This is a genomic window from Streptomyces sp. NBC_00846 (assembly GCF_045207325.1).
Taxonomy (GTDB): domain Bacteria; phylum Actinomycetota; class Actinomycetes; order Streptomycetales; family Streptomycetaceae; genus Streptomyces.
In genome coordinates this window covers 6,039,996-6,062,687 of the sequence record NZ_CP108846.1, presented here as the reverse complement: position 1 = coordinate 6,062,687, position 22,692 = coordinate 6,039,996, and the positions used below count along the sequence as shown (strand labels likewise).

The 22,692-nt window shown below is 67.6% G+C and carries 19 protein-coding genes; 11 read left to right on the top strand and 8 right to left on the bottom strand.

The features are described 5' to 3' along the window. Positions 1-28: 28 nt before the first annotated feature. The 4 genes from OG936_RS27915 to OG936_RS27900 all read right to left on the bottom strand — a co-directional run bounded on the left by OG936_RS27915 (position 29) and on the right by OG936_RS27900 (position 3,322). Positions 29-235, bottom strand: coding sequence for a helix-turn-helix domain-containing protein (locus tag OG936_RS27915; RefSeq protein WP_328865064.1), 207 nt, complete (start codon positions 233-235; stop codon positions 29-31). Between the two features lie 239 nt (positions 236-474). Then, positions 475-1,104, bottom strand: a complete 630-nt coding sequence (locus OG936_RS27910; protein WP_406498348.1) for a tyrosine-type recombinase/integrase — start codon at positions 1,102-1,104, stop codon at positions 475-477. A 626-nt stretch (positions 1,105-1,730) separates the two neighbouring features. Continuing rightward, positions 1,731-3,125 (bottom strand): tyrosine-type recombinase/integrase, encoded by a 1,395-nt coding sequence (locus tag OG936_RS27905; protein ID WP_406498347.1) that lies wholly within the window; start codon positions 3,123-3,125, stop codon positions 1,731-1,733. Beyond that, on the bottom strand, positions 3,125-3,322 hold the full coding sequence (locus OG936_RS27900; RefSeq protein ID WP_406498345.1) for a helix-turn-helix transcriptional regulator: 198 nt from the start codon (positions 3,320-3,322) through the stop codon (positions 3,125-3,127). Before OG936_RS27900 ends, OG936_RS27905 begins: the two co-directional genes overlap by 1 nt. A 1,108-nt stretch (positions 3,323-4,430) precedes the next feature. Between OG936_RS27900 and OG936_RS27895 the strand changes: the two genes are divergently transcribed. Beyond that, entirely contained in the window at positions 4,431-5,114 is a 684-nt protein-coding gene (locus tag OG936_RS27895; RefSeq protein WP_406498343.1) for a phosphotransferase family protein, read from the top strand. A gap of 53 nt (positions 5,115-5,167) precedes the next feature. Here OG936_RS27895 and OG936_RS27890 read toward each other — a convergent pair whose 3' ends face one another. Both OG936_RS27890 and OG936_RS27885 read right to left on the bottom strand, forming a co-directional pair. After that, positions 5,168-7,792 carry an NACHT domain-containing protein gene (locus OG936_RS27890; RefSeq protein WP_406500638.1) on the bottom strand — a complete coding sequence of 875 codons (2,625 nt, stop codon included), beginning with the start codon at positions 7,790-7,792 and terminating at the stop codon, positions 5,168-5,170. Positions 7,793-7,995: 203 nt separating this feature from the next. Continuing rightward, positions 7,996-8,472 (bottom strand): hypothetical protein, encoded by a 477-nt coding sequence (locus OG936_RS27885; RefSeq protein WP_406498341.1) that lies wholly within the window; start codon positions 8,470-8,472, stop codon positions 7,996-7,998. Between the two features lie 882 nt (positions 8,473-9,354). On the opposite strand from OG936_RS27885, the gene OG936_RS27880 reads away from it, so the two are divergent. Next, positions 9,355-10,602: an IS110 family transposase gene (locus OG936_RS27880; RefSeq protein WP_406498339.1), complete on the top strand. Its 1,248-nt coding sequence runs from the start codon at positions 9,355-9,357 to the stop codon at positions 10,600-10,602. Between the two features lie 204 nt (positions 10,603-10,806). On the opposite strand, the gene OG936_RS27875 is transcribed toward OG936_RS27880, so the two are convergent. Further along, a complete protein-coding gene (locus OG936_RS27875; RefSeq protein WP_406498337.1) occupies positions 10,807-11,760 on the bottom strand; it encodes an FAD-dependent oxidoreductase in 954 nt (317 codons plus the stop codon). Between the two features lie 10 nt (positions 11,761-11,770). Beyond that, the gene (locus OG936_RS27870) at positions 11,771-13,216 is read right to left on the bottom strand and encodes a carph-isopro domain-containing protein (protein ID WP_406498335.1); all 1,446 of its coding nucleotides are present in this window, start codon (positions 13,214-13,216) and stop codon (positions 11,771-11,773) included. Between the two features lie 215 nt (positions 13,217-13,431). Between OG936_RS27870 and OG936_RS27865 the strand changes: the two genes are divergently transcribed. The 9 genes from OG936_RS27865 to OG936_RS27825 are packed head-to-tail and all read left to right on the top strand — an operon-like array spanning position 13,432 to position 22,692. Next, entirely contained in the window at positions 13,432-13,947 is a 516-nt protein-coding gene (locus OG936_RS27865; RefSeq protein WP_406498333.1) for an ATP-binding protein, read from the top strand. 41 nt (positions 13,948-13,988) lie between these two features. Beyond that, positions 13,989-15,299 (top strand): glycosyltransferase family 4 protein, encoded by a 1,311-nt coding sequence (locus OG936_RS27860; RefSeq protein ID WP_406498331.1) that lies wholly within the window; start codon positions 13,989-13,991, stop codon positions 15,297-15,299. Continuing rightward, complete coding sequence (locus OG936_RS27855) at positions 15,296-16,294, top strand: D-2-hydroxyacid dehydrogenase (protein WP_406498330.1); 999 nt, start codon at positions 15,296-15,298, stop codon at positions 16,292-16,294. Before OG936_RS27860 ends, OG936_RS27855 begins: the two co-directional genes overlap by 4 nt. A gap of 4 nt (positions 16,295-16,298) precedes the next feature. Next, entirely contained in the window at positions 16,299-17,408 is a 1,110-nt protein-coding gene (locus OG936_RS27850; protein ID WP_406498329.1) for a radical SAM protein, read from the top strand. After that, a complete protein-coding gene (locus OG936_RS27845) occupies positions 17,408-18,526 on the top strand; it encodes a hypothetical protein (protein WP_406498328.1) in 1,119 nt (372 codons plus the stop codon). Before OG936_RS27850 ends, OG936_RS27845 begins: the two co-directional genes overlap by 1 nt. A gap of 16 nt (positions 18,527-18,542) precedes the next feature. Next, positions 18,543-19,340: a radical SAM protein gene (locus OG936_RS27840; protein WP_406498327.1), complete on the top strand. Its 798-nt coding sequence runs from the start codon at positions 18,543-18,545 to the stop codon at positions 19,338-19,340. Positions 19,341-19,364: 24 nt separating this feature from the next. Next, the gene (locus OG936_RS27835) at positions 19,365-21,089 is read left to right on the top strand and encodes a carbamoyltransferase (protein WP_406498326.1); all 1,725 of its coding nucleotides are present in this window, start codon (positions 19,365-19,367) and stop codon (positions 21,087-21,089) included. A gap of 5 nt (positions 21,090-21,094) precedes the next feature. Next, complete coding sequence (locus OG936_RS27830; RefSeq protein WP_406498325.1) at positions 21,095-21,709, top strand: HD domain-containing protein; 615 nt, start codon at positions 21,095-21,097, stop codon at positions 21,707-21,709. Then, a complete protein-coding gene (locus OG936_RS27825) occupies positions 21,706-22,692 on the top strand; it encodes a glycosyltransferase (protein WP_406498324.1) in 987 nt (328 codons plus the stop codon). Before OG936_RS27830 ends, OG936_RS27825 begins: the two co-directional genes overlap by 4 nt.

Genomic DNA, 22,692 nt, shown 5'->3' with positions numbered 1-22,692 from the left:
TTCGACGACGGGGCCGCCATGATCGGGGTCAGCGGCGAGTTGTCGGCATGACAACGGCGCGACGGCTGAGGAACTCGTCAAGGCTGGCCGCGGGGACCCGCACACGGGAGCGGCCTGGCCCTGTGCGGAGGTCGACGACAGACAGGTCGCCGGCTGCGATGAAGCGATAGACGGTTCGACGGTCGACGTCCAGGGCGGCGGCGACGGTGGGTATGGACAGCAGGCGTGCGGACATAGCGGGGCCTCGAAGTACTGGGGAAGGACTGGGCGCCCGGCGAGACGGCCATCAGAGCGTCGGCCGGTGTAAGGGGCGGTCAAGTAACCCTGTCGGGGGGTGAAACGCGTGGGGAGAGCCTCGGCCGAACGGAGGTTGATCACACGGCGGCTTCATCGCGCTCAGGAGTTCATACCAAGAGGGCGGTTGTGCCCCACGCGCCCCGCGCTCTGGACCTCAGCCAGAGCGCGGGGCGAAATTCACGACTTCAGTGACTCTTGAAGGCCCATGACGTCCGCCAGGCGGTCCCAGCCGATCTCGGTGTCTTCCACACGGAAGCAGTGCGGGTAACGCAGGGCCAGCCAACTCGGAGTCACACCGGCCAACTCAGCAACCGCGAAGGGTGAGATGCCCATCCCGAGCCACTTCACCAGGCAGGACTCCCGGAGAATGGAGATGGGCTCCCCCAGGCGCCACGAATACCGCTCATCCCGTGGCAGAACGGCCTCTTGGGCCTGCTCCCATACCTGCTGGTATACGGGAGTCGAGGCTGAACGTCCGCGCAGGTCGGGAAACAGGAGATCGTCCTCCCGCAGACCGGCCTCGCTTATCCATGCCCGCAGAAACTCGACGGACTGCGAGCGGAGGGGAACCTCCCTCGCTTTCTCCCTGTAGCTGACGGTCAGCTTGCCCAGGCCACGCTCCGGGAGCACCACGTCGCTCACTCGCAGCTCACGGGCTTCGCCCGGGCGCAGAGCCTGCTCGGCCACAACACGCATGAAGGGGTACACCGAACGTTCAACACCCTCCCGTCCACGCACCCACTCAAGCAGCGCTCGAACCTGCTCCTCGGAATACAGCCACTCTTCTTCCATGACTTCGACCGACATAGTTTTGAACTCCTTGCGGGAACGATGGAACACACCCGGCAGATCAGCGGGTAGTTCAATGGTCTGGAGAAACGCCGGTTTGGCTAACCGGCGATCGTCGGCTATGTTGCGCCCGACTCGATACTCCCGACGCCCTGGCGCACACACGTGAAAGCAGCGCGTAGTCGCGCTGCTGCGGACTGTTCTAGGTTTGCTTGCTTCGGCGCGTCATTCCAGTCAATTGCGCCCTCAACGTGTCTGCCGTCGGCGAATCAGCACAATCAAGCACCGCGTTGAGGCACTGCCAGCTGCACCAGCGCCGGGCAGTGAGGAGCCAGGGACAGAGCAGGTGCCTTCTAAGCGCTTGGCCGCAGGTTCGAGTCCTGCCGGGGGCGCCACTGACTTCCCGTCAGGATGGCGATGTTTTCGCAGGTCAGACTGCGTTCATTCGGTTTTCCAGATAGATCGGAATCTCTCACCCCACCAGGGGTGGAGTCCGGCTGACACCGGTCAAAACCGGGCTTCTACGGGCGTCCGTCCCACATGCGTCCCACAAAATCGGGACGTCCGGGACCCCCTTTCAACCCCTCTCAGTAGACAGCAGAGCGGCCTCGGGCCCCGTCTTCGTGGGGTTCCGAGGCCGCTCTTCACGCCGCCACCCGCGGGAGATCTTGCAGGCTTTCAACGCGTCTCAGATAGTCATCCCGCTGGCCGACTATGCAGCGTGCGTATATAGCCAGCAGGACCGTCACGCTGTTCCCTGCCCATTCGGCAACTTCAGCTTGCGGGATGCCGCCGTTCAGCCAGGTCGTGAGGCATGTATGACGCAGGTCATACACGCGCTTGCCGGTCGGCGACTTGAACTCGTGCTCCGACAGGATCTCCTCGCGCGCCTTGGCCCAGACTCGCCGGAAGACCGACCCTGCCAGCATGCCGCCCTTCTCTCCCGGAAAAAGGAGGTCGGCTGGCTTGAGGCCGTACTCCTTGATCATCTCGCGGAGGATCGCGACGAGCGAGGGGTGGATGGGGACGAGGCGCGTGTCGCCTTCACCCCGACCCTTGAGGTCCCGTTCCTCGTGGACGTCGCCGGTGTCGGTCCACTGGCTGCCGACTTCGGGCTGGGCTTCATGGACGAGGAACTCGCCCCACCCTGTCTCCGGCAGCGTGGCATCGCCCACACGGAGGGCCACGGCCTCCTCTGGACGGAGCCCCGCGTAATAGAGGGCGGCGAAGAAGGCCCGGTAGAGGCGTCCGCGACGCGGACGCCTGCCTATCCAGTCCAGCATCTTCGCGACCAGGTCGCGGTTCAGCAGGCAGCGTTTGTCGATGGCCGGCGCCACCCTCGGCGGGGTGCGCTCTCCCTTGCCCTTCGGGAGCGGGTTGACCTTCAGGTAGTTGTGCCTGATCGCGTAGCCCATGACCAGGTTCATGATCCGGTCGTTGCGCGTGATCGAGCTGGCAGCTGCCGCGGTGCCGTCCAGGAGGGTGCCGAGAGCCGTGACGACCTTGTCTACATTCTCGGTCTTCTCCCAGGCGCTCATCGAGAGGGCGTTCCGCTGGACCCAGTCGAGGATTGTCTGCACCTCGGCCGGCACCGGCTTCTCGGGGTCAGTGCGCCGGTTGACGTTGAAGGCGTACTCCCGCAGAGCCCTGCGGACCTGTACCGGATCGAAGTGTTTCGGCGGCGACGTGCGCAGCAGGGCGATCGTCGCGGTCGTAAGCGCCTTTGCCATGTTCTTCCGGGTGTTCCCGGACGCACGAGGCCACTTCCAGTTGACATACTCGACAGCGAAGTCGAACCAGTTGACCTCGGCGGCCTTGGAAATCCAGGAAATCGGACGACCCGTTTCGATGTCGAATGGCTCGCGCTTCCTGTGCGCAGACATCAGCTTCGAGCGCTCGTCATCGGCGACCGCGATCTTCTTATAGGTCTTACTGTGCTTCTTGTGGGCGACTTTCCAACGGATGGTGTAAGTCTTTCCTTTGGCCCGCTTATTCGTCTCCACAGGGTAGAAACGAACATCCAACGAACTGGTGTCCATCAGGAAGCGTCCTCGCAATCCATAAGCCAGTTCTCAAAGTCTCCGCGCCGTATGCGCAGTGATCCATTGGGCAGCCGAATACAGCGCGGCCCCCGCCCTTTCTGCCGCCAGTCGTAGAAGGTCGATCGCGCGATCTGCAGCTCGATGCAAACCTCGTCCACCGTCAGCTTCTGCCCCTGTCTGACCGCTATCGCCATGACGTCACCGCCCCCTCTTGTGAAGGCGTGGCATCGGCCGACTGGCCAACGGGAGTAACTGGCCGATATTGGAAAAGGGCAGGGGGTATCGCGGATCGGCGCATGAAATGGAATTCCTTACTCAGAGACGAGGGGCGACAGGGCGTGTGACAGCACGGCACCACGCGAAGTGAGCGCAGGACACGCGCCTGTCGACAGGCGTGAGCTGTCCGTGCCAGAGGCACAGTTCAGGGCCTCGCTTTGTATTGCCTCGACACGCAGCGCTGCCCTGCGTCCGTTACGACTCCACCGCCAAGCGCAGTCGAATGCGAACACCCTCAATGGTCGCGACGATCGCCGGTTTGGCTAACCGGCGATCGTGGTCTATGTTGCGCTCTCTCCCGGACAGCAGCAGAGCAGGTTTCCAGTCATGACAGCAGCCGATAGGGCCTCAAGTCCCCGATGCCTGCCTGCTCCGCGACCAACAGTTCCGCCTCGCAGAAGTGCAGGAGTCTCGCGGCAACAACACATTCTGTTCTGCCAACCCGCGCTGCGATCACACGACTTGCCGACCCGGGGTTCCTAGCCACGTAGGCGAGGATGCGCCGATCCAGGCGATACCCCCGCTGCACCAGGCCCTCACCGAGAAGACCGGTCGTGCGGACGCACAAACAAATGCCGGACGAGAGCGCCCCGTAGTTGGATTGAGCGCGTTGGCCTCCAGAGCAAAGAGGAAGGAGCGGTCACTCGAACAGATCGGAGAGCGCGCATCGACAGAAGAGACTCCTCATCAGATCACCCGGCGGGCCGCTTACCGGCCCTGTACTTCCGGGGTGTTGTACGTTGACATAGCCCCGGAGGGTGTTCCAGTCTTTTGGGAGCCTTTCGCGTCTGCCGTGGGCGAATGCGTGACGGAGAAGGACCAGGAACCAAGATTCGCGGATTCTTCAATCCCCGCTGGTGGTGCGTTCCAGCAGCGTGGTGAGGAACGCCTCCAGTGCCACTGGCAGGCCCAGCGCGTTCACGGGGGCGGTGATCCGGCTGCGTCACCAGGATGGATGCATGCCGGCCGTATCGCCGTACGCGATGGATGTGACGAACGGCCAACGAGCGGGCCATCCTGAGCGGCATGGACTTTCAGCCGGTTGAGCGTGCCTCGGAGGCGTTCCAGCAGTCACTGACCGCGGAGGAGATCGAGAAGGTCTGCCGACGGGCCTTCGGGGGCGCTGCCACGCCAGTGTCCGCCGTCGAACTGGGCACGAGTATGTACAACCACGTCTACCGCGTGACCCTGGCCGGGCGGGATCGGCCGGTGGTCCTGCGGGTCGCGCCGGAGGAGGGGCGCCAGTTCCGCAGCGAGCGCCACCTGATGCGGAACGAGTACGCGAGCCAGCCCTGGCTGGCGGTCATCGCGCCGTTGATGCCGCAGATGATCGCTGCGGACTGGTCGCACGAGGTGATCGGCCGGGACTGGATGATCCAGACCCACCTGGACGGCATCCCCGCTCCTGAGCACCTGGGGGCGTATCCACGCACGGCGTGGCCGACGTTCTTCCAGCAGATGGGAGCCATCACCCGCTCTGTGCACGACGTGCGCGGCCCGCACTTCGGGCCTGTCAATGGTCCGGGGCACGGCATGTGGAGCGAGGCGGTGATCGCGTCGCTGGAGGAGATCGCCGCCGACCTGGCCAGTGTCGGCCTGGACGCGGCCGACCTGCGGAAGGTCGCTGCGGTGGCCGCGCACGACTGCGCGGTGCTCGACGAGGTCACCGAACCGAGGCTGCTGACTGGGGACCTGTGGACCGTTCATTAGGCAAGTCAGTTGTCGGGAAGGAGGTTGTCGGGTTCCCATGGTCTGCATAACGCCTACGTGTCCCGCGGTCCTCGGAGTTTGCGCAGCTCTCTTCCCGCTTCTTCTCGGACGAGTTCAGTAAGGGCGACGTCTTGAGCCAGGGCATTGAGCAAGTCGACTCCCCGAGGATCTTGCTGGTCGCCTAGGTGCGCGGCTGCCTGCAGCCGGAGCATCCCTTCGAGGGTGGCGTCCTGGGCGATCGCATTGAGAGCATCGGTGGCGTGTGAGTCTCCAGCAGAGCTCAGGGCATAAGCCGCCTGTGCCCGGGCTAGGCCCTCAACGTTCTCGTCATATACAAGAGTGTTGAGCAGGTCGGCCCCGGGTTTGCCTCCGCGTTCGGCTAGCTCTGTGGCTGCCTGTATCCGTACGAAGGTGTTTAGAGCGGTGTCGTAGGCCAGGCTGCGAAGCAGGTCGGTTACGTGCGGTTCGCGGACTGCTGTTGCGAGTTCACTCACAACGTACTCCCGGCTCCCCGCACCGAGCGTAGTGTCGTAGGCAAGGGCGGTGAGAGCTGCAGCGGCGTGAGGACTTTCCAGGCGGACGAGGTCATGGGCCGCTTGTATCCGGTCGAATGTGTGCAGACTGCTGTCGCGTGCCAAGGCATCGAGGAGGTAGACGCCGCGGTCGTCTGTCATTCCGGCTAGGTCGCACGCTGCCTCTCTGCGGAGGCGGATGTTGAGAGCAGTGTCGTTAGCGATCCTATCGAGCACCTGAACGCTGCGACTATCGCGGAGCATGGCCAGGAGATGGGCTGCCTCGTATTGGCTATCGGAGTTGATGTCGGGATTGCGAGCGAGGTCATCAAGCAGATCGGCTCCCAGGGGATACTTGTCGTCTGCCAGCCAGCCAGCTGCCCGAACTCGAGTGTCAGCGTCAAGAGAAGGATCGCGAGCGAGGGCGGCGAGCAGACCCTTACCGCGGGTATCTCCGGCCAAGTCGAGTTGCCCGGCTGCCGTCAACCGAAGCTGACCGCCGAGGGCGACATCGCGAGTCATAGTATCGAGCAGATCCCTGCTACGGGTATCGCCGACCCTGGCCAGTTCTCTAATTGCATCCGCCCGGGAAGCGGGGCTGAGGGTGGCATCGCGGGCCATGTAGTCGAGCGCCGCCTCGGCCGCATGCACCACCGATTGAGGAAGGCCAGTCCCCACCTGCACTTGCGCTGTGATGAAGCGACAACCGCGTAGCCCGCCATAGGTTGCGAGACGTTCAAGGACTTCCACGGCGTCGGGCGAGGGCACGTCTCCGGAATCAAAGAGGAATCCGACAAAGGAGAGCGTTGCAGTGAGCATATGCTGACCGTTGAGCCCAAGGACCGGAATGCCGCTGCGGTCTCTTGTATCGATGCCGTCGGACTGCCACCACGGCGAGCTGTCGAACTGCCACCACCTTGAGATGTCGTCATCGCTCATGAGTACGTTGAGGACGACCTCAAGCAGCTTCTTATGGGCATCGGCATCTCGGGTGACATGGACTGCGGCAAGGTATTCTAGGAGAGTCTGGTGCAGGAAGCCGAAATCTCCTGCACGAAGTGTTAGCAGGCCGCTGCGGCGTAGGCACGCTTCCAGGAACGACTTCCATATATTGTCGGGAACCCCTGGGGGGCCTTGGGCAAGGGACTGCTCAGCCAGGAAACTCAGTGCTGATTGGTCGTCGGCGGTAGACCGCTTGACTGCGAGTTGGCCGAGCAGGTCCGGCAGGCGGTCAAGGACGTCGTGGGCCCGGGCAACGGCACCTTCCCCATAGCGTTCCAGAGCGGCGCGCGTCTGATGGCGGATACCTGTAAGGCCAGCAGTGTGCTGCCGTTCGTGGAGCAATTCGACAAACTTGCGATAGAGCTGACCCCGACTTCCGGGCAGAGGTTCGTCGGGGCGAGCGGCATAGAGCTGACAGAGCATGGTCGCCACCAGAGGCATGCGGGCCAGATCTGAGATTCCGGCGCGCTCCAGGGATCGAATGAAACGCCTAGTAACCTCGTCGACTTCGGGCAGGCGAAGGGCCTGGAACCAGCTGCGGGCGAACGCCGGCAAGTCGCCAGCGTCAAAAGGCTGTAGTTCATAGCGGGGAACCTGCTCTCCCAACAGATCAAGTTCGCTCTGCGGGAGAGGGCGGGAGGCGACGATGAACCGATACGTTGACTGGTGGTCGCCGGCGGAGATGGCAGCCAGACTGCGCAAGACCTGGCACCTCGTGTTTGGGTCAGTGATCTCATCGAGGCCGTCCACGAGCACCAGCCACGGGATACCTGGGTGCGGCTTAGTGGCGAAAAAGTCCGCTGGCACCTCGTGGAGCAACCCAAATGAGCTCAACTCGGCGGTGATGGCACGTGCGAGGGCCTCGGGCAGCGGACGCCCCGGCAATGCAGCCGCCGGGACCAGAACTGGCACGGCAGCTGCAGTCCCTCCCTGCCGCCATTGGACAGCTAGAGCGGTGAGTTGGGTTCGCAACAGGCTGGACTTACCGCTCCCCGGCGCACCCAATATCGCACAGGTATAGTGCTGGCCAAGGATCCGATCAGCGGGCAGCAATTGCGAGCGCCGCGACCTTGTTCTGTCATGTTGAGTCGGCTCGACCTCGAGTGAACGAATGGCTGTTTGGCGGAGATAGACAGCGGTCAGCGGCGGAGACGTACCTGGCACAACCCCCGGATAAGGGTGCTCTCGAGCAGCATGCGCGGCCGCCACAAGGTAGTCCTTCAGCCCAGCAACACGTGCACTGGCCCCGATGTTGACGGTATCTGCATGCAGGAACGCGATGCCGCCGTTAGCGGCCTGAACAACGGGGCCACCAGTCCGGGATGAGCATGGCTCGGAGTGGAGTGGGCTTGCAGTGGCCGGTCCGGTCAGCCCTGGGTCGGATCCGGCGTGGGAGGGCGGCCAATGTGCGCGCCTCCGTGGATGACGCCAGCCGCGATCGAGCCGCCCTCGGCGCGGATGTTCACGTTACCGTTGGCAGCCAGTCCACCTTGACCGGCTGAGGCCCCGCTTTGGTCGGTGTGCTGGGCCAGCAGAGCGCGCAGTTCCTCAGCGGCCTGGGCACGCTCGAGGTCGTCAAGGCTTTCCAGTAGGGCCTCGATACGCGCCTGCCACGCCGCCTCCTGACGGATGCGCACCCGCTCCGCCACGGCCGCCTCTGCAGTCTCCAACTCGCCCGCGGTCTGCTCCAAGCGCTCCAGTTCCGCCCGCTCGCGTTGTGCGTCTCCCCGGCCGAACCAGCGTGCCACCGCCTGCCTCAACCCGCTCCACACGTCCGTCCCCGCAGCCTGTACGACCGCGGTCCCGCCCGCTGCGGCCAGCGCCGTTAGCGCTTGTTCCAGCATCCTCGTTCTTCCCTCCCAGAGACGATCTCACCAGCAAGGTAGCGCCACATTGGATGCCGTGCAGCGTCATGGCGGAAAACGTGTCGCGTACGTCGCCGGCTGCTGCCACCGCGCGCTTCGGCCTGCTCCGCCATGTTTCTGTCAGTCCTCGCCGCCGTCGTGCATCATCCAGGCGTACACAGGCCCGGCGCCGGCGGTGTAGGGTCCGCGGCTTCGTGAGCAGCGTGTCCTGCGGAAACGCCGGAATCCGAGGTTAGTTAGCACTGACTCAGCCAGTCGATCGTGAGCAGTGCCGCACGGCGGAACCTGATCCCGCAGCCGCCCCGACTGGCGAACACGCAGGTTGCGCGATCCATTGCTAACCGAACGCGGATTTGCTAATTCACTGCTAACGAAGGTGCGGACCCTATACCCGCAGTACCTGAGCCCGCGTTCAGCCAACGGCGGCGAGGATCTGCGCCATCGCCTCGTAGCTGTTCGCGTCAGCCAGCCGTTCCCTCTCCGAGGCAGTGCAGGCCGGCGCACTCAAGTCCTCGCCGAGTGTGTCGATCCCAGGGTAAGGACGCTGGCGCCGGCGAATGTGCGGCGAATAAACCCAGTGAGTGATCTGGCATCGCCCCCGCATATCCGGGCCGTGGATGGTAGCCAGTCATCCCGCGGCCTGTCGGCCGCACCCCGGGGCCGGGAAAATGGGGCGGGGTGCCCGTCCGGAGGACGTCGTTGCAGCTTGGTGCGAGTGAGCCCGATAGCCAGTCGGACGCGGGGGCCGTGTGCAGGAATCCAATGTTGTTGCCATGAGCACGCAAGAGAGCGTCTTTGAATCCTGTGGCTCCGGAAGGACGGGTGCCCGTCTGAATCGACTCGCTGGGAGGGGCAGGATTCGTGGACGTGGTGGAAGAGCGGTGTGCGGGCATCGACTTGAGCAAGGCGGACGCCAAGGTATGCATCCGGCTGCCGGGCTCGGGGAAGCGGGCGCGGCGTGAGGTGCGGACGTTCTCCACGATGAGTGACGGCCTGTTGGAACTGCGGGACTGGCTGGTGGAGAACCAGATCACCCGGGTGGGCATGGAGGCGACCGCGTCGTACTGGAAGCCCCTGTTCTACCTGCTGGAGGCCACCGAGGGGATCGAGCCGTGGCTGCTGAACGCCCAGCACATCAAGACGGTGCCGGGCCGGAAGACCGACGTGAAGGACTGCGAGTGGATCTGCCGCCTGGTCGAGTACGGCCTGGTCCGGCCCAGCTTCGTGCCCCCGCGTGACATCCGGCAGCTGCGTGACCTGACCCGGTACCGCACCGAGACCACCCGCGACCGGGTCCGCGACGTCAACCGGCTCGCGATGTTCCTGGAAGACGCCGGGATCAAGCTCAGCTCGGTCGTCAGCGACATCACCGGCCGCTCCGCCCGCGCCATGCTGGACGCCCTGGTCGCGGGCGAGCGCGACCCGCGGGTGCTGGCGGATCTCGCGCTGGGCAGCCTGCAGGGCAAGGTGCCCCTGCTGACCCGGGCGCTGACCGGCAGTTTCAGCGAGCACCACGCGTTCATGGTCGCCTCGATGCTCCGCGCGATCGACGAGGCCGACGCACGGATCACCCGCCTGAGTGAGGAGATCAACCGGCAGCTGCTGCCACTGCGTGCGCAGGTCGAGCTGCTGATCACCATCCCTGGGATCAGCATGACCCTGGCCCAGATCCTGATCGCCGAGGTCGGCGTGGACATGGGCCGCTTCGCCACCGCCGGACACCTTGCGTCCTGGGCCGGGATGTGCCCGGGCAACAAGGAGTCGGCCGGCAAGCGGCTGTCCGGCCGCACCCGCCACGGCGACACCTGGCTCAAGACCGCCCTGTTCCTGGCCGGCGCCACCGCCGCCCGCAGCAAGGGCACCTACCTCGGCGCCCAGTACCGACGACTCGTCCCCCACCGCGGCGCCAAGCGCGCCACCGTCGCGGTCGGCCACTCCATCCTGGTCGCCGCCTGGCACATCCTGCACGACCTCGTCCCCTACCAGGACCTCGGCCCCGACCACTTCACCAACCGACTGGGCAAGGAACGCCACACCCGCCGCCTGATCGCCCAACTCGCCGCCCTCGGCCTCGACGTCACCGTCACCCCGCGCGAAGAGACCGGGTGACCTGCACCAACGCGCGCAGGCTCAGCTCATTTTCAAGAGAGTCTGCTTTTACCGTCCCGGAACGCACCGTCCAACTCGCCGCGGACAGCGTCGCAGACGTGATTTCCGGCTGCATACGGCCCAGCTGGGCCAACCAGTTCTTCGCCGCACTACACAGACACGTACCTCGTGCCGTGGGCCGCGGTCAGGTCCGGCCAGATCGGCTCAGGGCTCCATCGCCAAGGTACGCACCTCGTCAGCGCAGCCCCATGACAGGGTGACGCCGGCGCCCCCGTGCCCATAGTTGTGTACGACCACGATGCCGTCCTCCCGATACTCCGCCTCCACGCGGACTGCGGAGCGGGTCGGCCGGGCGCCGATCCGCTGTTCGAGGACACGGGCCTGGGCGAGGCGGGGCTCGATCTCGGCGCAGCGGGCGAGGATGCCGACCGCAGCCTTGTCGTCTGGGGCCAGGTCTCCCTCGCCGTCGATGGCCGTGCCGCCAAGAACGACAGCGTCGCCGTGGGGGTAGAAGCACAGCAGGTCCGGCGAGGAGCCGGTGTCCTCGGAGAAGAACTCGGTCAGGCCCGGGTTGGTGACGACGACGTGCTGGCCGCGGATCGGCCGGAGGTCGGGGTCCGGGACCAGGTCGTGGGAGCCGAGGCCGGTGCAGTTGACGATCACCGAGGCGGGCCCAGCGTCGGCGAGCGTGGCGAGGCGCTGTTGCTCGACCGTCCCCCCGGCGGCGCGGAGGCGGCGCAGGAGGTAGTCGAGGTAGACGGGCACGTCGATCAGCGGCACGGTGAACCGGTACCCCGCCGTGAATCCGGCCGGAAGCTCCTTCGGCTCGCAGGGACGGAAGCCCGGCAGGGTGGTGGCCCAGTCCGGTGCGGCTTCAGCCGTGCGGGATGCCTCGATGCCGCTCGTAAGCCGGACGCCTGTAGCCGGGTCCTCGGCCAGTCCCCGGAAGACCTCCAGGGACCGCTGGCCCCACTGGTCGACCTTGTCCTTCGGCTCGACCAGGTACGGGCCCCACATCGCCCCCGCCGCAAGCGACGTGACGCCGGGCACCTGCTCGGCGATCACGTGCACCGATGCCCCGGTCTCGGCGAGAACGACGGCGGTGGTGAGCCCTGCCACCCCAGCCCCGACAACGACAACGCGCTCCCCTGCGGTCATGATCCTGACCCTAACGGCCGGGTGGCGTCGATGGGGCGTGTCGGGCGAGTGCGTCTTCCAGGACCGGCAGGAAGCTGCGTACGTGAGGGTTCCGCTGGCGGCGGCGGAGGTCGGCGGCGAGCTGATGGAGCAGGGCCGCACTACGGGGTGAGCGCACGGCGTCGAGGCGGTCGGCAGCGATCCGGCCGATGTCGCAGGCCGCCTCCAGGTCTCCGTGGGCACTGTGGCCGAGTGCCAGCCAGGCGCCCTCGAACATGGCTCTGCGCTGGCTGGGATCTCCGCGCGGAACGTCGTACGCCCCGGACCGGAGCATCTCGCTCCCCTGGGCGAGGAAGTGGCGGCTCTTGGCTCCGCTGCCCGCCTTCTGCTGCGCGCGGCCCATCTGGACGAGACCGTAGCCGGCCTGGCAGTCCAGGTGGTTGTCGGTGAGGAAGTACATCCAGCGGGGCTCCTCTTGGCCGCCGTCCCGGATCGCAATCAGTTCTCGGGCGGAGCCGCGGGTGTGAGCGAAGTCGTTGTCACGGCCCGCTGCGGCGTACGCGTAGGCGAGTCGTGACAGGACGGATGCCCGGACAGCGGGCGGGGCAGCGTCGCTTGCGCGGCGGGCGGCCTCGCCGAGCGCGATGGCGTCTGCGGGATGTCCCCGGCTCGCTGCCTGGAAGGAGAGGTCGCCGAGGATGTGCGCGCACAGCGGCAGATCGTTGACCTGATGTGCGGCCCGCAGCGCGGTGGCGAAGTAGCGCTGCGCCAGACCGTGATCGGCCGCGTCGAAGGCCATCCAGCCAGCGAGCTGGCCGATCTCGGCGAGCGCGCGGATCAGACGGATCGCCACGGCGGGCGAGTGCCCGCCTTCGTGGATCAGCAGCCCCACCGCGCGGAACTGCGCGCCCACGTAGGGCAGATGCCGTGCTCCTCCGTGTTCGTCATCGAGCATCTGGAGCATGGGCAGGTGTTGCTCCACCTGGTCCACGAGCGGATCGGCGCCGATCGACGGCGTCATCCGGGGCGCGTACTGGCCGCGCCCCGCGGTGCCGTCGAGGTACTGGGCGACGACTGCGAGAAGCCCCGCGCCCGAGATCGCGAGGAATCGCCGTCGGTCGACGAGCCCTCCCATCACCCAGTCCTGCACGATCGCCTCCATCCCCTGCACGGTCCAGGGCCGTGCGAGATCGGTGTCCGCCGGGACGAGCGCCGAGGAGTCGCCAGCGCGGCCCTGCCACAGTTCGGCCACCGAGATGGCTCTGCCCAGTTCCTGGGACAATACATAGGCAGCCATCATCGGTAACGGCGAGCGCGGCAGTGAGCCGGCGTCCCTCCAGTGGTACGGCGCCGATTCGGCCACCGTCCCCGCGCCGAACACCCTGTTGAGCTTTCGAGCGAGCGCCTTCGGGCTCCATCCGAGTTCGTTGAGGCACCCCGCCAGTACCGCGTTGGGTTCCCCTGCCTGTAGTGCCACGTGCGACCACCTCATGCCCCAGCGGTTCGTCGATCCACTCGCGCCCCCATGGTGATGCCCACAGTCGACTGAATCACCTGCATCGCAAGGAAGTTGACCGAGTTGACCCACTGATGGGGTCCTGCGGGACCGCCTTTCTCCGGTGTTCTTGGTTCCCGGCAGAAGGCGCCGCCTTCGACGCCGACGGAGAAAGGGGGTGGGCCTTGGAAAACAGAATGAGTACCTTCCGAGACCGTCCGGGCAGTGTCCTGGAGCGCGATAGCGGGCGACCGGCCTCCGTACCGCACCGGCATGTTGATGGCGGCGGCACGACCACGCTGATCACTGATCTCCCCTACGGCCCGAGGGCGGCCGAGATCGCTCGGGAGGCCGTCGCGGTGGCGCTCCACGGAGCCACGCAGGCAGACCTGCTCGATGACGCTCGCCTGATCGGATCCGAACTCGCAACGAACGCGTTCACGTCGGGCAGCCCGCCCCTGGTCCTGTGCGTCGACCGCAGGAGCCCGACCGCCGGCGGCCTGGAGGTCGAGATCACCGTCACCGACGGCGGCTGCTCGCTCCCTGGTTCTCCTTCCCCGCCGGTGCCCGAGGAGGAGGCCGAATCGGGACGGGGACTGGTCATTGTCGAGGCCCTGGCCGACGCCTGGTCACTGACTACCGGTACCCACGGCACCCGCGCCTGGTGCCGTCTCACACACAGGGCCCTCACTTCACCCGCCGACACCAATTGATCCCGCCCACGAGATCCCGTTTTTGAAGGAGGCACCACACGGTGCGCATCCACCATGCGACCCCGCCGCCCCCGCCCACGGACGTGCCGGAAGCCACTCGCCAGCCCCGAGTCGTCGTCGCCCTCCACGAGGGCTTCTACGGCGCCGAGTCAGGCACCGGCTTCAGCAACCGCGCCTTCCTCACGGTACTCGCCCGCCTGCTGCCGACGGGCCGCCTGTCAGTGATCACCCCGCACGTTCCGGAGACAGCGGGAGCATACGATCCGCGATGGGCGGACGAGGTCCAGCAGATGCTGCGGCAGGCCGGGGCCGAGGTCATCACGATTCCCGAGGTCCACGCGCCGACGGACTCGGTCCACGGCTCCGTGCAACTGTGCGACCTGGCGGGCGAGGCAGCCATGCGCATCGCAGATCGCGCCAGCCGCTGCCTTCTCATCGGCCTCGATGTCCCCTTCCTCGGGCTCGCCCCCTACACGTCCCCGACCATGGACCTGCTGCTCGTCCCCCGCTCCACGGCGGCGCTGGCACGGCCTAAGGACCTGTCCCGAGTCAGCTGGGAGCGCGACGCCCTGCGGGCGGCGACCGCCCGGGGCGGTCGGATCGGCGCCATCTCGACCCACATGCGAGGCCACCTCGTCACGAGCTGCGCCGTCCCGCGGGCGAGCATCGTCAGTATCCCGAACGGGCTGATCCAGGAGGAGATGACCAGGCCGGCGAGCATGCCGCCCCTGCCCTTCAGCGGCCGAGCCGGATTCCTTCTGGCCATGGGACGCGCCGTGCCCACCAAGGGATTCGAAGACCTCCTGGAGGCCCTGCACGTTCTGAAGGTACGAGGGGTCCGCGTTCCGCACCTGCTGCTGGCGGCCGTGACCTCGGACGATCACGAACACCCCACTCCGTACCAGGAGGACCTGGCCGCACGCATCCTCGCATGCGGCCTGGACGCAACGCTGATCACCCGCTTCACCCCTGCGGTCCGCGCCTGGCTGCACAGCCCGGCCCTGCGTGCGGTCGTCGTTCCCTCACGTGAGGAGCCCTTCGGGCGGATACCCCTGGAGGCGTTCGCGGCAGGCGCGAGCCCGGTCGTCGCGACCACGGCGGGCGGACTGGCCCAGACCGTCATCGAAGGCGAGACTGGATTCACCGCCGCTCCGGGGAATCCCAGGTCCCTGGCCTCCGCCATTCACCGTGCCCTGACCGCCCTGCCCCGAGAGCGCGACCGCCTCCGGCACGCCGGGACGGCCCTGGTGCACTCGCGCCACGACTACGAGGCCAGCATCGCCTCCGTCATCGGTCGCATCACCCCGTGGGCTCTGGTGCCTTCGCTCACCGCAGAAAGCAGGGCTCGATGAACCGGCCGGTGGTGCTCATCAGCCTGGAGTCCCCGCACTCCTTCTGGCGGCTGTCCGCCGAGCACGAGCATTTTCTGCATGCCGCCTTCCCTGACGTCGAGTTCCGCACCGCAACCGAGGAGGACGTGCCGCACCGGCTGGCCGACGCCCACGTCTACTTCGGCTGGAGGTTCGAGCCGTCGTGGCTGGCCGGCGCGCCCCATCTGAAGTGGATCGCCTCCCCGGCCGCCGGCACCGACCATCTGCCCGCCGCCGAGGCCCACTCCGCCGGCGTGGCTCTGACCCGCTCGTACGGGTTCCACGGCCGGCCCATGGCCGAGCACGCCATGGGGCTGATCCTGGGCTTCTCCCGCGGGCTGTTCACGAGCCAGCGCGTCCAGGCAAACCGGACCTGGTGGAAGGACGACCTGGCCGAGGAGTTCTTCGACCTGGCCGGGGCGACGATGACCATCGTCGGCTGCGGCAGCATCGGAGGACACCTCGCCCGTGCCGCCCGAGCCTTCGGCATGGACGTGATCGGAGTACGCCGGACACCGCCCGCAGCTTCTGGGGACGGGATCACGTGGATGCACACCTCAGCGGTGCACCAAGCGGTCGCCGTGGCCGACGTGGTGGTAGATCTGCTGCCCGCCACCCGGGCCACGGACCACTTCTTCGACCACGACCTCTTCGCGGCCTGCAAGCCCGGCTCTCTCTTCCTCAACCTCGGCCGCGCGGCAACCGTCGACCAGCTGGCCCTCCTGGCCGCCCTCAACGCCGGTCACCTCCGAGGTGCCGCCTTGGACGTCTTCGACCCGAGACCCCTGCCCGCCCACCATCCACTGCGGCTCCACCCCCGGGTCGCGCTCACACCGAAGAGCTCGATGCTCTGCCGCACTTACATGGACGAGGCGGTCGCGTTCTTCACCAACAACCTGCACCACTACCTCGCCGGCCAGCCGCTCAACGGCCTGGCCGAGATCCCCGATGCCCGCTTTCCCCTCGCAGGAGGCTGACCCGATGCACACCGCATACCACCGCGACCTCGTCGCCGCCTTCGCAGCGACCGGCCGCAACCACCCCTACCTGGCCTTCACCCTGAACTCCCTGTGCAACCTCGACTGCGTGTTCTGCAAGCCCCGCTGCATGCCGGACTACGGACACAAGGACCGCCCCCTGACCGCCTCCGACTACGCGGCCATCGCCGCCGAGGCCGGAGCCTGGAAGATCAGGAAGGCACACTGCTCCGGCGGCGAACCGACCCTGCGGGCAGACATCCTCGACGTGATCGCGGGCCTCGCGGACGGCCTCGGGCCCGACTCCGCGATCGGCATGACCAGCCACGGCAACCTGCGCCGCGGGCTGAGCGTCGAGAAACTCCACCGCGCCGGCCTGACGTACCTCAACCTCAGCCTCCACAGCCTCGACCCGACACGGTCCGCCGCGATCATGGGCGGCGGCGACCCCCGCACCACCCGGCGCACACTCGACACCGCTCTCTCCCTCGGCCTGCGAGTGAAGGTTAACTGCGTTCTCCAGCGCACCTACCTGGACGACGCCTTCGCCGTGGCGGAGCTCGCCCGCGACCTGCCCATCGCCGTCCGCCTCATCGAACTCCAGAACATCGGCCCCGCACAGGCCCTGTTCGACACCGAGTTCATCAGTGAGGCGGACGTCCGCAGCCGTCTCCACGAGTGGTTCGCGAACGCCGGCGAGGTCCCCCGGGACCAGCTCGGCGTCCGCAGCCCCGGCCGCTACCTGAGCCCCAAAGGCTGGGCCGGCTCGATCGGCTTCATCTCCAACTCCAGCTGCGCCACCTGCTCCGACGCCAACCGGATCAAGATCACCCCCACGGGTGTGGCCCGCCCCTGCATCCTCCACAACCGCGACATCCCGCTGAAGCCCCATCTCGCCGACGGCACCCTCGGCGACGCCTTCGCCCACCTCTTCCAAGCCATGCTCGAACGCAACACAAACGACGCCTGGCAGGGCTTCCACTACGTCGACTACGACCTGCGCTGGGACCGCATGGAACGCCCCGAAGGCGCCCCGGTCCTGCCCATGCTCCCCATCCTCGCCACGGACACGGCCCGGTCCTCCTGCGCCCGCGCCTCCACCGGGGAGCGGTGATGGTCGTGGTTGAGGCGCCGCCCCTCTACTCGGGGCTCGAAGCGCTGTACGAGCGTGAGCTGGAGGCCCACGGCGTCGGTGCGGTGATGCTCACCCACAAGTGGCAGTCGGCCGACCTCCTGGCTCCCCACTCCGACGTCGACGTACGTGTTCTCCTTCCCGAGGCCCCCGCGGATTGGGAGGAGTGGAATCAGCGCCTGGTCGCCGCGCACGCCGCCGCGGTCGCCCAGGAGGTCTCCCACAGGCGTCTGCTGGAGCATCCGCCCGGCTTCGTGTTCACCCTGGCCGAGGCGGACGGCCGGCTCGTCTCGGCGCCCGAGCTCGCGACCTGGTCGCTGATCAGCGGGAGCGCCCGGGACTTCCAGCGCTGGAAGTCCCAGGCCCAGATGGCGTCCTGGTGCGAGGTCGACGAGCGGTTCTACCGAGGAATCCTCCAGGCCCGCTTGGGCGGCCGGTACCAGCTTGCGGCGGACAGCACGGACAACGTGGTCGCGGACATCACCGCATACCGGCGCCACTGCGTGGCCTGGCACTACCTCGCCCCGTGTTGGTTCGCCGCCGCCGCGCTCGCGACACGGACCCGCTGCCCCGGCAAGACGGCCGCCCTCACCCAGTGGCGCCCGGATGGACTGGACCGGTATGCCGAGCTGTTCCTCCGGCACTCCGAGGACGCACCCGACGCGCGTCCCCGGAGTCCGCGCCACCTGCTCCGCTCTGCCCATGTCGCCCTGGAGGCGGCCATGCGCCGCGTTCCCGACGTGGAGCGGCCCGCCGACAAGCGAGAGGAGTCCACCTGTACCGACTGGGTGATGACCGCCGGAATGCTCCGCGTACGCGTCGCCCGATGGCTGTACTACCTCGATCCGCCGCCCGGCGTCGCGACCGAGTACCTGATCCGGAGGGAGGCGAAGGAACTCCGATCCGCCGCGCGGACCCTGAACGCGCTCGCGGAGGACGAGGCCACTCCCGTCCAACGGCTGGCCGCCCGGATGGCCGGGCTGATCCCCACCGGACCGACGACCGCCGACACCCTACGCGCGACCCTCGCTCGCTGGCACCGACAGAAGTCCACGGTGCAGGACTTCCTCAGCCTCGCGCCCAGTGACCTCCACCCCTGACACAAGGAGCCTCGCCATGCCCTCGCGTGCATCCCTCCCACGCGCCCTCAAGACGGCAAAGATCAAGATCACGACGAAGTGCAACCGGTCCTGCGACTTCTGCATCTTCGCCGACGGCGCCCAGGGCGAGAACATGTCCCTGGAGCTCTTCTCCACCATCCTCACCCGGCTGGAGACCATCCCCTTCCAGCAGCTGCACATCAACGGCGGTGAGCCCACCGTTCACCGGGACTTCCCAGCGCTCAGCGAAGCGGCACGCACCCACCTGCCGGACAAGGTCATGGTCCTGGGCACGAACGCCATCACCCTGGCCCGTAACAAGCGGATCATGGAGGCCGCGCTCCGCTCGTACGACCAGATCCTCATCGGCTGCGACGACGAGCACGAGAACTACGCCGAGGTGCACGCCGTCGTCCCCCGCCTTCGCGCAGCCGGGAAGACCGTGGTCGTCAACAGCGTCCTGGAAGGCATCAGTTCCTCCAAGCTCGTGGCGCTTGCACAGCTGTGCGACAGGTACGGCGCGATCCACGTCACCAACCACGTGCACCACGTCGACGTCGGCCAGTCGGCAAACGATCTGCGCGGCATCTGCGACCGCTACCTCGACCAGCACCTGATGATCGAGATGGACGGGTCCTGCTACCGCTGCTTCAACGCCATGGCCAAGGACGACAGCGAATTCAGCATCTGGGACGAGGACTTCGCGGCCAAGGTGTTCGCGCCCCGAGGCCACCACTTCCGGTTCTGCTCGCGCTGCCACGAGTACACCGACTCCGGCGCCGCCCTCCTCCCCGCCCCCGCCCTCACCATCTGAGTCCCAGACCGGAGGTACACGACCATGCCCGCAGTCCTCGGACTGAACTTCCACCACGACACCGCCGCCGCCTTAGTCGTTGACGGCCGTCTCTACGCCGCCGAAGAGGAACGCTGGAGCGGCGTCAAGCACAACCACCCCACCCGCAAGGGCACACTCACCGCCCCCACCCGTGCGCTCCAGTGGTGCCTGGCCGCAGCTGGCATCGAACCGCAGGACGTGGACGCCGTGTGGGCGGCCTCCATGCGCCCCAACCCCGCCGCCGGTTGGTGGCTGGCCGAGGAGCGGGACGAACTCGCCGCCCTCCTGCCCGCCCCGCTCGGCGAACAGCTCCGCCTCCTCTCCCACCACACGGCCCATGTCCTCTCCGGCTACCTGCTCTCCGGACACGACCACGCAGCCGGGCTGGTCATCGACGCAGGCGGCTCCTCCCTCGGCTCCGACTTCGGGCCGGGCCGCGAGCGCATCACGGGCTACGACCTGCGGCCCGACCGCATCGACCGCCTCCACCAGGGCATGCCGACCGTGGTCCCCGGCCCCGCCGGGCCACGGCGCGTCCACTCCTCCCTCGGACACTTCTACCGAAACCTCGCCCGGCGGGTGATCCCGCCCGGGGACGAGCCCGAAGGCAGCATGATGGCGCTCGCGGCCTTCGGTGACCCCCAGCGTTACGGAGCGCAGGTCCGCGAGCTCATCCGGCTCGGCGACGATGGCGAGATCCGCATCGACCACCCTTGGGGCTCGGCGGACAGCGGCACACCGCTGCTGCTCGGCGGCCGGGCCTGGACCGCCGACAATGTCGCGGAGCAGCCCGAACGCGAACGGGCCGACCTGGCAGCCGCCGTCCAGGAGGTCTTCGCCGAATCGGTCGTCCACATCGCCCGCCACCTGCAACGGCTCACCGGAACCTCCGCGTTGGTGTTTTCGGGCGGATGCGCCCTGAACTCCCACCTCAACGGCCGGCTAGCCGCCGACAGCGGCTTCGACACCCTCTTCGTAGCACCGGCGCCGCACGACGCGGGCACTGCCGTCGGTGCCGCGCTGTACGGCTGGCACTACCAGCTTGGGCAGGATCGCCTTCCGGCGCAGACCGACGCGGCCTGGGGCCCCTACCCGGGCACCTTGCCGGCGGGGGCGATGCCGTCCGGCTACCGCGCCCTGACCAGCCTCGGGGCGAGTCTGGTGCCCACAGTGGCCGCGCTGCTCGCAGAGCACCACATCGTCGGCTGGGTACAGGGGCAGCTCGAATTCGGGCCACGGGCCCTCGGGCACCGCTCAATCCTCGCCCACCCCGGCCACGCCTCCACGCGCGACCGCCTCAACGCGATCAAGAAGCGAGCCGAATACCGCCCCTTCGCCCCGGCGGTCCTCACCGAGCACGCCACGGACTGGTTCATGTCGGCAGGCGACCCCTTCATGAACCGCGTCGCCCGTGTCCGGAGATGCCGAGCCGACCGCATCGCCGCAGTCACCCACCATGACGGCACCGCCCGCGCCCAGACCGTCGCCGCCGACCACCAGGGGCTCCGCGAACTCCTGGAGCACTTCCACCAGCACACTGGCCTGCCGCTCCTGCTCAACACCTCCTTCAATAGGAAGGGCACCCCCATCCTGCGCACCGCCGAGCAAGCCGTCCCCGCCGCGGTCGACCTTGGGCTCGACGCGCTCGCCGTCGGCGACACGCTGTTGCTCGCCGACCACGTCCCCAATCCCCGTGCGCAGACCCAGCCGTCGGTACGAGAAGGGTGACGGTGATGGTCGCCATCGATCTGGCCCACGTCCTGTCCTCGCTCGGGACCACCGCATGGTCCGGCGAGGACCGTTCTCGCGCCCGCGTGGCCGTCGGCCTGGCCCTTACGATCTACGCCGGACACACCCGGGACCAGGGCACCCCCTACATCCAGCACCCGCTCGCTGTCGTCACGATCCTGCGCTCCGAGCTCGGCGTCACGCAGCCCGAGACGCTCCTTCTCGGACTCCTGCACGACGCCCTGGAGGTCGATCCGGGCTCGGAGGCTCTCGTCACCCACCAGTTGGGCGGAGCCTTCGCCGCGCGCCTGCGCGCGATGACGCCTGACCACCGGGTCGAACGCCGCCTGAAGGCGCCCGGCGACGAGACTCGCTGGCGCATGAAGACGGCCGCACTTCCTGCGGAGGAGCTCCTCGTACGACTCGCCGACCGCATCCACAACCTGCGCGACCTGGCCGCCTCTCCGAACCGTGAGCGTCGGCAAAAGTTCGTACGGAACCTGACCGAGTTCCACCTCCCGCTCGCCGAGGCCGCTCGTCCCCTCAGCCCTGAGCTGGGAGCCGCACACGCTCTGCTCCACGCCGAGTACGTCCGACACCAACAGGAGGTACGTTCGTGAAACGGGTCATCTACTCGATGGAACCGGTCGGCCGGACCGGCGGCCGTGTCTACCTGAGGATGCTCCACGACGCTACGGCCGACGACGTGGAATGGCGCACGGTCCCGGACCACAAGCGCACCTACCGTGTCCGCCGCTGGCGCAAGCTCCGCCACCTCGCCCGCCTGGCCCCGACCATACGGGCCATGGACAGCGCAACCGGCTCCTTCGTCTGGGACGACCTGAGCTTGCTGCTCTTCACACCCGCGATGAGGGCCCGCACGGTGTTCCTCCTGCACCACTATGAGCCGTTGCAGCACGACTCCACTCCCGTCGAGGCCATGCTCTGGGAGCGGCTGTTCCAGGTCCTGCCGCAGTGCGCCGCCGTGGTGTGCGTCGCCCCGTACTGGGCCGACTTCCTCCGCGCCCGAGGCGTGCACAACGTACAGGTCATCTACAACGCCTTCGACATGGCCGAGGTCGAGCGGGCACGTGGCTACGACCGGGCCGAGTGCCGTGCCGAGTTCGGACTGCCCTCGGGCGTGATCGGCGTCTACGCGGGCAAGGCCGTGCACTGGAAGGGCACCGAGGAGGTCGCGGCAGCACTGGCGGACGCTTCCGGGCTGCGGGTGATCACCAGCGGCAGCAACACCATCGGCTTCGACGGCGCCCACTACGACGTGGAGCGCGAGCGGTACCTGCGGCTGCTGTGCGCCTGCGACGTCGGCGTCTTCCTCCCCCGGATGCGGGAGGGCTGGAGCCGCTGCGCGGCCGAGGCCCTGTTGCTCGGCCTGCCCTGCCTGATCCGTCCGGTGGCCGGGCTCGGCGACCTCGCCGCGCTGACCGGCCAGCCGGCCCCCGACCTCGGCCGCCTGCGGGCGCAGGTCCTGGAACGCGCGGCGATGCCCCAGGCCGAGGCCAAGACCGCGTACGAGACCCTGGCCCGGTTTGACCTGAACTACTTCGGCAGCGCCTGGGGCGACCTCCTCACGAAGGTCGCCTGA